This is a genomic window from Ruegeria arenilitoris (assembly GCF_013032855.1).
GTDB classification, from domain to species: domain Bacteria; phylum Pseudomonadota; class Alphaproteobacteria; order Rhodobacterales; family Rhodobacteraceae; genus Ruegeria; species Ruegeria arenilitoris.
This window is the reverse complement of record NZ_WQDA01000004.1, coordinates 414351-425481: the sequence shown is the minus strand read 5'-3', so window position 1 is coordinate 425481 and position 11131 is coordinate 414351. Positions and strand designations below refer to the sequence as shown.

Genomic DNA, 11131 nt, shown 5'->3' with positions numbered 1-11131 from the left:
GATCGCGATCCGTCCAGTTGGTTTTGCTCTTTTGCCCATCCTTATCGTGGTGGTTCTTTGCGCGAGCTATATCAATGGCAGGCGCCCGTGGGCTGGGCTGGCTCTGGCAGTTCTGGGCGTCACCTTCGTGCTGCTTGCAGACCGCGCCGCTTACGATCTTCGCCACGATGAACCTCGCGAAAGCGTGCTGGGGAACGTCTTATTCGCAAAAAGCGCCATGTTCGCTGCAGGCCCAAGCCCCTATGCCCCCGATGACCCACGAACCGAAGTCTGGATTATTCTTGAAGAAGAGGGTCCGGCAGACGCACGCGAGGCGATTTCCCGGGCGCCATTTGGACCGGTCTCCTTCTTTCTGATGCACAGCTACGAAGCCAGCTTGATATTTCTGTACGAGAAGGACCGGTTGCAGTCCATTGCCGACCGAATTGGCATTCCAAAGACTGAACTCATGGCCGAAATCGGTTCAAGACGAATTCTGGCGAACCCAACGGGGTTTCTGCGGTTGCCGCTACAACACTATGCCGCCCTCTGGCAGCCCTTCTACCATGCCGTAACCGCGAACGACATCACCGCCTACATCGCGCAGAATGGGCCGTTCCCGATGGACAATGCGCTCGGCTACATCACCCGCGATGTATTTGATCCGCCGCATGCACGTCTTATCCATTCCGCGCTTGCGATAGGTTGGCTGGCTTCGATCTTGATCCTGGCGGCCTCAATCCTTTGGCTGCGCCGAAACTGGCCCGGACGTCAGATGCTGACCCTGGCTGGGTTGGGGGTGCTGAGCCTGCATGCGTTATTGTTTCTGTCTGCAACACTATCCATTGCGTCGGTAAGGTATATTGCAGCACTTTGGCCTATCGTCGCAGTGGTCATATGTGCTAGTTTCCTTGTGGTTTTGAAGCTTTTTGATCGCCGGAAGAAGCACGCAAGGCGCAGTCTGGAAATCTGACATGCCGCCCGTATTGTTCTGTTTCCCGCCTTTTCGGGTCCGGCAAATGTTGTTGTGTCGGTGAAAGTGGTTGCAATGGTAAAAGCCGGATTCAAAGACTATCTGTCCATTGCGCGCATCGACCATTGGTTCAAGAACATCTTCATTCTGCCGGGTGCCGTTCTTGCGGTCATCATGGGTGCCGAGTTCACCGGTCGGTCGGTAATCGACCTCGCCGTCGGAATCTTTTCGATCTGTCTGATCGCATCGGCCAACTATACCATCAACGAGTGGCTGGACCGTGAGTTCGACCGACACCACCCGAAGAAGAAAGAGCGTGCCTCGGTCGTGACCGAAATCGACGGCCGGATCGTCTGGTTGCAATGGCTGGGTCTGGCGATCATCGGTCTGGGACTCGCGCTGCTGATCAATACGCCGTTCTTCCTGACGGCGCTGTCCCTGCTGATCATGGGGATCATCTACAACGTCAAACCAATCCGGTCCAAGGACCGCGCCTATTTGGACGTTCTGAGCGAGGCCATCAACAACCCCATCCGGTTCTTTGCGGGCTGGTTCATTATGGTTCCGCCGATCGTAGCACCATCCAGCGTGTTGATCTCGTACTGGTTCGGGGGCGCGTATCTGATGGCGATCAAGCGCTTTGCCGAATATCGTACCATTGACGACCCGGCGCTTGCCGCGCGGTACCGCGCATCTTTCAAAGACTACGACGAGTCGAAGCTACTGGTTTCGGCGCTGGTCTACGCAATCTTGTCCACCGCTTTCCTGGGCGTTTTCCTGACCAAGTACAAAATCGAGCTTCTTCTGTCTCTGCCCTTCGTGGCGATGTTGTTCGGGCGCTATCTTGCCGTCGGGCTGGCGCGGGACTCGATCGCACAGGCCCCCGAAAATCTGTACAAACAACGCGGCCTTGTTTTTCAGGTTATTCTGCTGGTGGTGGTCATGTTCGTTCTGCTCGAGATCAAGCTTCCGTTCTTTGAACAGTTGCTTGAAATCCGGCCAGTCGGGTCATAGGTGCCGGGCAACGGACCGGCTTGCTGCCAGACTGGAGGTGATGCGCGCATGGTGAACCAGCCTTCAGATGATGTTGTTTCCGCACCGGCCCGGCGATGCTGGTTGTGCGGCACCGGCGGCCTCAGGAGGATAAAGGAAAGCACCCTGCGCGGGGATCCGACGTCGCGGAACTTTGAAATCTCGAATGCCGACTACGGTACAACCGCCGCGATCGACCAATGCGTCCGCTGCGGTTTTTGCCAATGCACGGATATGGTCGATGTCCTTAAATTCTACGAAGATCTCGAAGACCCGGCCTATGAGATGACGCGCCCCCAAAGAGCGCGACAGAAGCGGGTGCTGCTGAACAGATTGCCAAGACCCACTGCCGGCGCGAACCGGCTGCTGGATGTGGGGGCCGGAACCGGTATTCTGGTCGAGGAGGCCATCGCCTGTGGTTACGACGCGATCGGGGTTGAGCCGTCGCGACGGTTTTGCGCACGCGCAAAACACCATGGCCTGCCAGTGGTCCAAGGCGTTCTTCCACATCCCGATCTGACCGGCCCCTACGATTTAGTCACTCTGGTAGACGTGGTCGAACATGTTCCGGATCCGCTGGACTTGATCACTCAGGCTGCGCGGTTGCTGGCCGATGATGGAGTACTGGTCGTCGTTACGCCCGACCGCTCGTCCCTGTTGGCGCGTATCATGGGAGACCAATGGTGGCATTATCGTGTTGCGCATATCGGCTATTTCGACCCTGAAACACTGCGCTTTGCCTTGGCCAAAGCTGGCTTGCAACAAACCGAATTTCATCGGCCAACTTGGTATTTTCCGTTAGGATATCTGGTTGAAAGAGTGCATCGTTATCTACCCAGATGGGCGCGCTTCAAGGTTCCGGCACGGCTGTCTGACCTGGTGATCCCAGTGCACCTGCGGGATTCAATGATGGTCTGCGCGACCAAAGCCCAAACCCGGGACACCGCGCCCTAGACCAAAGGCAGAAGAATTTTGACAACAGCCAAGGTTTTTAGAATGCCCGTTGCAAAAAGGCCAAGACTGCTCGCCGTATTACATGGTTCGCTATTTGCGGCTGTTCTGGCGATGGGCTGCAGCCCCGGTACGCTGCTGGCCGAGAACGCGAACCGGTCACTTTCGGCGCAATTTCCAGATGGCTCCCAAAGAGCATTTCCCAGCGCCGAAGGGCATGGCGCCGCGGCCAAAGGTGGGCGCGGCGGGCGCGTGATTTATGTCACGACAACCGAAGAATTCGGGCCCGGCTCCCTACGCGCATGCATTGATGCCAAAGGACCTCGAACCTGCATCTTTCGGGTCAGCGGAACGATTACACTGGAAAAGGCGTCTCTGATCGCAAACAGTCCTTTTCTGACCATCGCCGGAGAAACCGCTCCGGGCGGCGGGATTGCGATCCGAAACGGCCCACGTCAATTGCGCCCATCACTGGAAATCCGGACGCATGATGTCATCGTGCGCCATGTTCGGTTCCGGCCCGGGCCGCACGACGTAGAGTCCTGCTGTTCAGGGGCCATTGGCGTCTACACCAAAGCCGCGCGTGACGTGATCTTCGACCACATTTCCGCCAGTTGGGGCAGCGACGAGACGATTGACTCAGAAAACGCCGAACGGCTGACCTTTCAGTGGAGCATCATCAGCGAGCCCCTCTTGCATGGCGGACCAGGCAAAAGCAACCGGGCCCGCAACATGCTGCTGACAAAGGGCGGCAACTTCAGCATCCATCACAACCTGTTCTCTCACGGGATGTTCAGAAACCCCCAAATCGCGCCCCAGACTCCGGGGACCACGACCGAGATCGTAAACAACTTGATGTACTCACCGATCTGGCAATATGTCGTTTCGCTGGACAATCGCTGGACCGAGCTGGACGCCAATATCATTGGCAACCTGAAGCTGTCCGGTGAAAGCATCGATTCCAATCTACTGGTGCACCTGTTCGACGGCTTCAAGAACGGCTACCGGTTGTACCTTCGGGACAATCTTGATGAAGACAACCGCAACAGCCTGGACCTTCCCGAGGAACTGGTCCTTGCCCCCGAACATCGTGTCTATGTCGTTGATGAGCCGGTCACCCCACCTTTGGTCCAGGCCGATCCGGTTTCGACAGTGTTTGAAACGGTCCTGCAAAACGCTGGAGCGACGCGCCCGTCTCGCGACGCGGTGGATCAGAGGGTTGTTCAGGAGGTCCGTGACCGTTCCGGCAAAATCCTAAAGAAGAACCCTGAAAAGGTCGGCGGTTGGCCCGAGCTTGAAAGCGCCCTGCCCTATGCAGACAGCGATGTCGACGGGATGTCTGATGAATGGGAAACGCAATGGGGCCTTAATCCCACGGACCCGACGGATGCAATTGCAGATTCGGACGAAGATGGCTGGACCAATCTTGAGGAGTTCCTCCACGAATTGGCTGGCGACGGGAACGGCATGGGACAAAGCAACCCCTGACGTGAAACGCTAGCGGCGCCGGTACCGATCGGACGCAGCCAACAGCCCCAATGCCACGATCCACGGGATCAGCATACCGCGCTGGTAAACATGGGTGTAGTTCATTGACAGCGCCGCAAAGGTCAGCGTGACGGTCACCACGGTCGCGCGCCCGTACACCCTGTTCGGCACATTGTGCCGGGCCATGACAGCGTAGACGATGGCGGACCCCAAAACGAAGCACAATCCCAGTAAGGCCAGAATGCCCCCTTCGTTGGCCAGCAACAGGTACAGGTTGTGAACGGGAATGCCTTGACTGCTCAGTTCGCGATACTGTCCCGCGCCCATACCCACCAGAAAGTAATCCGGCAGAAACCGCCAGGCCTCGATCATGAGATCGGCGCGGTCTTCAAATGTACCCGCATGACTCAGGTCGCCCTCGAGCAGAGGTGACAATACCCGGTTGCGGAACGTCGGCGGAAAGATGAACTCGGCCCATTGGATACTGATCCAAGCCATCGTCGTCACAGCTGTTCCCCAGATCATCAGCACGCGCTGATTTCCGACCAGCAGCAGGAACAAAGCACCGCAGATGACCGCACCGGCAAGGCTGGAATTCGAACTTGCGTAGATCAAAGTGATGGCAAGCAGCCCGAAGAGGGCCAAGAATGGCAGTTTTCTTAGCGCACCCGTCAACCCAAGATACCACAGCACCGGGAACCAAAGCACGATCAGTCCAGCCAACCCGTTTGGATTATCCACCAACCCCGCCACGCGGTAGTTGCCGCTGACCAGCATGAAATACCGGGATTCGCCACCGGAATAGCCCACGCCATAGGCGATCATCCCGACAAGACAGTTCAAGGCAATCGAGATCACGCCGACCTTTGCAAGAGTAACCGCCTCTTCATACGGGCGGCCCAGGATCGCCAGAGGCAAAAGCACGAACGAAAAGAAATACTGCACGATGACCACGAAGGCCGACACCGGATCGCCGTGCGCGATAGAGCCGATCGACAGTCCCGCCACCATCATCAGCATGCCGATGAACCAGACCGAAGACGCGGATTGCAACGGAAACAGCGGCAGGCTGCGGTTGCACCGCAGGATCACGGCAACCGTCAAAAACATGTCGCTGGCCGTGAACAGAACCGCCGGATGGCGAAAGGCAGTGAACGTGCTGAACAGCAACGCAGTCATCAGACACGCGAATTCGATCTGCTCCAAAATCGGCTTAGGCCGGCTGATACTGTTGACTGGCACCATATTCTACATTCCAAACGGCGGTGGGTTACCTGGCCCGCAGACTGGTACCCGGAATACAAGGGTAACACCCAAGATACCTTCAAAAAACATGTTTCCGGCTCCCATCGCCCGGCTGCCGGACCGGGTCATGCCGCTGCCGGCAGCAATTGGCCCCTCAACGTCATTTCCAGACCCGTTGCAATGTCCACAACCGGCGCATAGCCGAATGCTGCCCGGGCTGCGTCCGAGGACAGATCGAAGCGGGTGAATGGCGGACTGTCTCCGGGTCGGGTTTCGATCACATCCCGGCCACCTGCGACGGACATGACCTCCTGCGCCAAATCCGCCAAGGAAACCGGACCTCCGCCGGAGATATTGAATACACCGTAAGCTTCGGCATGGGCCGATTGCAAAATCGCCCGGCTCAGGTCATGCGCATGCACAAAATCAATGCTGTTCGTTGGACCTGTTACTGTGATGTTTTGCCCCGCGGCCGCATCATTCAGCATCCGCACAAGAAACTTGTCATCAGGCAGCCCATGACCATAGAGCGCCGAAGGTCTGAGCACGGTCACTCGCGCTCCAGAAGTCTGGGCAAGCTCAGCCAGCCCCGCTTCGGCCAGACGCTTGGTTGTAGCGTAATCACCGCCAAGCGGCCCCGGGGCGGTTTCCGCACTTTCGTCGATTCCGCGGGCATGAGGATCGCGATATACCGACCCGCTGGACACAAAGATGAAGTGCACTTCACGATCTGCCGCCCAACGCGCCGCATTCAACGTGGCTCGGACATTGCTGTCAAACAGCACCTGCCAAGCCGAGCCGTCACCCGCAGGCCCGGCAAGATCAATCCGGGCCGCGCAGTGCACGAATACATCCGCACCTTGCACCAGTTGATCCAGCCTGTCATGGGCGATCGCGTCCTGCAGATCCCAGTCCGACCGGTCGATCCGCGCAACAGGAATGTCACGTCGGCTTAGCCAGGCCACAAGATGGCGACCCAGCAAGCCGGTCGCCCCTGTCAGGGCAACTTTCATGACGTCCCGCCATAGAGGCTGAACTGGGCCGGGATCTGAGGTTCCGACTGTCCGGCCTGATCCAATGTATCTGTCATTGAACGCGGAACGACCAGCTCACTCCAATACCGCAGAACCATGCTGTCCCAAGCGATTTCTGGCTCATAGGCAAGGCCGCGGTCGGTCTTGAGGTAACATTCAACCGGGTTGAAACCCAGTTGAGCACAGAACGGTGTAGTGCCCGAGAACCGGGCATTGATTTCGAACACCTTGGGTACTCCGTCGTCGCCAAGGCGCAGCTGAAAATTGCAGGCCCCTTCGACGTCCAGCTTGCGCGCGATAGCTGTGACATAGTCTTCGATCACCGGATTTCGCTCGGGAATGGCCCGATATGTATCGCCCGACCGAAGCACTCGGCGCAGTGCCAGAACCGGCGACAGGCTCCCCTTCGCCCCGACGATCGTGCACGTAAACTCGCGCGAGTCATCGCCGATCAGCTCCTGTACGATGGTTGCCGCCGGATCACCGGGGTAGTAGGCCAGCTCGTCCCGAGAATTCACCCGTTCTACCCCGATGGACCGAAACCCGACCGCCGGTTTGGCAATGACCGGGTAGATCAGATCATCCATTTCCAAGGCCTCGGCCATGGGCCACGTGCGCGGATAGGGCAGCCCGTTATTCGCCAAAAAAGCCGAGGTCAGTCCCTTGTCATCGGCAATACGCACCGTCTCTGGACTGTTGACCACGACCTTTGTCCCGAAATGTTCCGCGATGCGATCCCGGTTTTCGGCACACAATGCCAGTTCGATATCCGTACCGGGGAAATAGTAGTCTACGGACTCTGCCTGAAATATCCGTGCCAGTGAGTCGAGGTATCCCGGCGAGCGGCACCCTTCGACCAGAAAGGCTTTGTCGCAAGCATAAAGGCCGGCAGATAGGGCGGACATGTCGGCTCCAAGAATACGCAGCGGCAAATCAGAAATCAGCCTGAGCGACTTGATGATGCCCTGGCCCACTCCGCCACCCGCACCTGTAACCAAAACCGTGATCAATTCATTTCTCCATGAATGAAATAAGCCGTTCCTTTGTCCCCTGACTGAGGTCAGTGGCCTGAATATCCGCGCGGATATGTTCCAGATCGAAGCTGATCGACGGGATGTCGATTCTAACCCGGTCGCCATCCAGCTCGAGGGTCAGATAAGACAGGCCCGTGCCCCGCCCCTGCCCGACCGCTCCGGGATTCAGCAGTAGCACAGACCCTTTCGGAATCCTTATCCACTTGCGTTGATCCGCAGGTGTCGGTCTTCCGGCTTCGTCGATCATGACGGCAAAGGCCCGGTGCGAATGCCCAAAGACCCCGACCGTCTTTCCCATGTGTCGCAAGGCCGCTGCCGCTGGTGCCCATTGTTCCGGTTTCGAGACATAGGACCAGTCCCCATAATCGTAAGGGTTGGCATGTGAGAACAGGATCGGCCCCATGCTATGGCGGTCGGCCCATGGGTATCGGTCAGCCAACGGTGGGTCGCCCCGGACCTCACCATGCGTCCATTCGACGGACTCCAACACAAATCCTGCAATGTTGTCGTAGAAGGACGGGTTACCTTTATCCAGATCGAAATAGAACTGGTCGTGGTTGCCGCGGATGAACACGCAGTTTTGGCGAGCCATCAGTTGGTCGGTCAGTTCCAACACCTGCCGAGGGCGCACACCATATGTCAGCAGATCGCCCAACATGACGACGACGTCCGGCACAAAAGCTTCGGCCTTTTGGATCGCGGTCGCATACGCCGTGGCGTTTCCATGTATGTCGGACAGTACCGCGATCTTCAGCGTACTCATGACCACTCTCCGCCGACCGTGTCCGGCAATCTAAATCCAGCGCCAGCCCTGGTTCCAATTTCTGGGAACACAGGAGCTCTGAAACACCCTTTAACAAATCAACTGCACTGTCCGGCCGAACCGTTCGACGGTGCAAACTTTCTGGGATGATACCGGCTGAGAACCGTGCCGCAACTCCCTTTGTCCAACCCAGGTCGTGCTGGAACTGTTCAGGTCCGGCCAATCAAGCAAAAGCAAACAATAGCTCGGAAAAAAAATAACTGTCGCCTGATCCGACGAAACAAAAAGGCCGGGCTCATTCGCCCGGCCTTCTGAATTCAGCCAATGATCGCGTTCAGTGTCGCGCTGGGGCGCATCACCGCCGCAGTTTTGGTGCGATCGCCGTGGTAGTAGCCGCCCAGATCTGCAGGTTTGCCTTGAGCGGCCAGCAGTTCGGAGAGGATCGGCTCTTCCTTCTCCGCCAGTTCTTTGGCGATCGGAGCAAAATGCGCGGCCAGTTCAGCATCATCCGACTGCGCGGCCAGTGCCTCGGCCCAGTATCGGGCGAACCAATAGTGGCTGTCGCGGTTGTCCGGCTCGCCAACCTTGCGGCTGGGCGAGCGGTCGTGGTCCAGGATGCCCTGCGTTGCGGCCTCGGCCGCAGCGCCCAGAACGGCGGCCTTGGCGTTTCCGCGGCTGTCGGCCAGGAAATTCAGCGATTCACCCAACGCGCAGAATTCGCCCATCGAGTCCCAACGCAGGTGGTTTTCCTCGACCAGCTGCTGAACGTGCTTGGGCGCCGAGCCACCTGCACCGGTTTCGAACAGGCCGCCGCCATTCATCAGCTTGACGATCGACAGCATCTTGGCCGAGGTGCCCAGTTCGAGGATCGGGAACAGGTCGGTCAGATAGTCGCGCAGCACGTTGCCGGTGATGGCGATGCTGTCCTTGCCGGCGGTGATGGTTCCCAGCGACTTGCGGGTCGCCTCACGCGGCGCCAGGATCAGGAACTTGTCGGCTACGCCCGCAGCCTCGAGCGCCGGCTTGACGTATTTGATCAGCTCGGCGTCATGGGCGCGGTTCGCATCCAGCCAGAAGATCGCCTCGGAGCCGGTCAGACGCTGACGGTCCATCGCCAGTTGGATCCAGTTCTCAATCGGGGCTTTCTTGGCGGTGCAAGCGCGCCAGATGTCACCCTTTTCGACCTCATGCGAATGCAGGGTTTCGCCATTGGCCAGAACGATGCGGATCGTGCCGTCGGCGGGCGCCTCAAATGTGGTCGGGTGGCTGCCATATTCCTCGGCCTTCTGGGCCATCAGGCCCACATTGGCCACCGAACCGGCGGTCGCCGGGTTCAGCGCGCCGTTGGCTTTGAAGAAATTGATGGTCTCGTCATAGACCGGCGCATAGCAGCGGTCGGGGATCACGCAGTTGGTGTCGCCCTTCTTGCCGCTCTCGTCCCAGCCCTTGCCACCCGCGCGGATCACGGCCGGCATCGAGGCGTCGATGATCACGTCCGACGGCACGTGCAGGTTGGTGATGCCCTTGTCGCTGTCGACCATGTACATCGAGGGACGCTCGGCCTTGACCGCTTCGATCGCGGCCATGATCTCGGCATCGTCCTTGACGCGGTTCAGCAGATCGCCCAAGCCGGAGTTCGGGTTGACGCCCAGCTGTGCCATGCGGTCGCCGAATTTTTCGAACACCGGCGCCAGCCACGACTTGACAGCATAGCCGAAAATGATCGGGTCACTGACCTTCATCATCGTCGCCTTCATGTGCAGCGAGAACATCGTGCCGTCTTTCTTGGTGTCCTCAATCGCGGCATCCAGGAACTCCGACAGCGCCTTGACTGACATGAAAGTGGCGTCCGCAACGGTGCCCTCTTCCAGCGTCCAGCCGTCTTTCAGGACGGTAACACCACCGTCCTTGCTCACGAATTCGATCCGCGCGTCACCGGCCTGGTCTGCAGTGATGGTGGCCGATTTCTCGTTGGCATAGAAATCATTGCCCGGCATCGACGACACCTTGGTCTTGCTGTCGGCCGTCCATTCGCCCATCGAATGCGGATGCTGCTGCGCATAGCGTTTGACCGCCTTGGCCGCGCGGCGGTCGCTGTTGCCCTCGCGCAGAACCGGGTTCACGGCCGAGCCCTTGATCGCGTCATAGCGGGCGCGGATCTCTTTCTCGGCGTCGGTCTTGGGATCCTCGGGGTAGTCCGGGATGTCATAGCCCTGCCCCTGCAGTTCCTTGATGGCAGCGACCAGCTGCGGCACCGAGGCCGAGATGTTGGGCAGCTTGATCACGTTGGCCTCGGGGGTTTTCACCAGCTCACCCAAGGCGGCCAGATCGTCGGGCTGACGCTGCTCTTCGGTCAGGTTTTCGGGGAAGGCCGCGATGATGCGCCCGGCCAGCGAAATATCCTTGGTTCCAACGCTGACGCCCGCGGCCGAGGCGAATTTGCGGATGATGGGCAGGAACGAGGCACTGGCCAGCTCCGGCGCTTCGTCTACGATGGTATACAATATGTCGAAGTTCGATTTTTCTGCCATGTTCCCTTACCTTTTTTAAGCCTTTCAGGGGCGTGCGATCCGAGAGTTGTGCCGCGTGCGGCGCGGCGTGCGAGGAGCGTGAATGCTGTTCCGCTCCGGGG

9 protein-coding genes are annotated in these 11131 nt (G+C 58.6%); 4 read left to right on the top strand and 5 right to left on the bottom strand.

What is annotated here, in order from left to right:
- From GOW72_RS15480 to GOW72_RS15465, 4 genes are all read left to right on the top strand, one after another.
- Window positions 1-952, top strand: a 952-nt coding sequence (locus GOW72_RS15480) for a hypothetical protein (protein WP_170367457.1), incomplete at its 5' end; no start/stop codon positions are given.
- Window positions 953-1027: 75 nt separating this feature from the next.
- Window positions 1028-1966, top strand: a complete 939-nt coding sequence (locus tag GOW72_RS15475; protein ID WP_170341743.1) for a UbiA family prenyltransferase — start codon at window positions 1028-1030, stop codon at window positions 1964-1966.
- Window positions 1967-2218: 252 nt separating this feature from the next.
- The gene (locus GOW72_RS15470; RefSeq protein ID WP_170341745.1) at window positions 2219-2938 is read left to right on the top strand and encodes a class I SAM-dependent methyltransferase; all 720 of its coding nucleotides are present in this window, start codon (window positions 2219-2221) and stop codon (window positions 2936-2938) included.
- Window positions 2939-2980: 42 nt separating this feature from the next.
- On the top strand, window positions 2981-4423 hold the full coding sequence (locus tag GOW72_RS15465) for a hypothetical protein (protein ID WP_217358170.1): 1443 nt from the start codon (window positions 2981-2983) through the stop codon (window positions 4421-4423).
- A 9-nt stretch (window positions 4424-4432) separates the two neighbouring features.
- Here GOW72_RS15465 and GOW72_RS15460 read toward each other — a convergent pair whose 3' ends face one another.
- The 5 genes from GOW72_RS15460 to GOW72_RS15440 all read right to left on the bottom strand — a co-directional run bounded on the left by GOW72_RS15460 (window position 4433) and on the right by GOW72_RS15440 (window position 11030).
- Window positions 4433-5602 carry an O-antigen ligase family protein gene (locus GOW72_RS15460; protein ID WP_170367456.1) on the bottom strand — a complete coding sequence of 390 codons (1170 nt, stop codon included), beginning with the start codon at window positions 5600-5602 and terminating at the stop codon, window positions 4433-4435.
- A 191-nt stretch (window positions 5603-5793) separates the two neighbouring features.
- Window positions 5794-6681: an NAD-dependent epimerase/dehydratase family protein gene (locus GOW72_RS15455; RefSeq protein ID WP_170367455.1), complete on the bottom strand. Its 888-nt coding sequence runs from the start codon at window positions 6679-6681 to the stop codon at window positions 5794-5796.
- Entirely contained in the window at window positions 6678-7712 is a 1035-nt protein-coding gene (locus GOW72_RS15450) for an ATP-grasp domain-containing protein (RefSeq protein WP_170367454.1), read from the bottom strand. Before GOW72_RS15450 ends, GOW72_RS15455 begins: the two co-directional genes overlap by 4 nt.
- A gap of 1 nt (window position 7713) precedes the next feature.
- The gene (locus GOW72_RS15445; RefSeq protein WP_170367453.1) at window positions 7714-8499 is read right to left on the bottom strand and encodes a metallophosphoesterase family protein; all 786 of its coding nucleotides are present in this window, start codon (window positions 8497-8499) and stop codon (window positions 7714-7716) included.
- A 317-nt stretch (window positions 8500-8816) separates the two neighbouring features.
- Window positions 8817-11030 carry an NADP-dependent isocitrate dehydrogenase gene (locus GOW72_RS15440; RefSeq protein WP_170367452.1) on the bottom strand — a complete coding sequence of 738 codons (2214 nt, stop codon included), beginning with the start codon at window positions 11028-11030 and terminating at the stop codon, window positions 8817-8819.
- Window positions 11031-11131 lie beyond the last annotated feature (101 nt).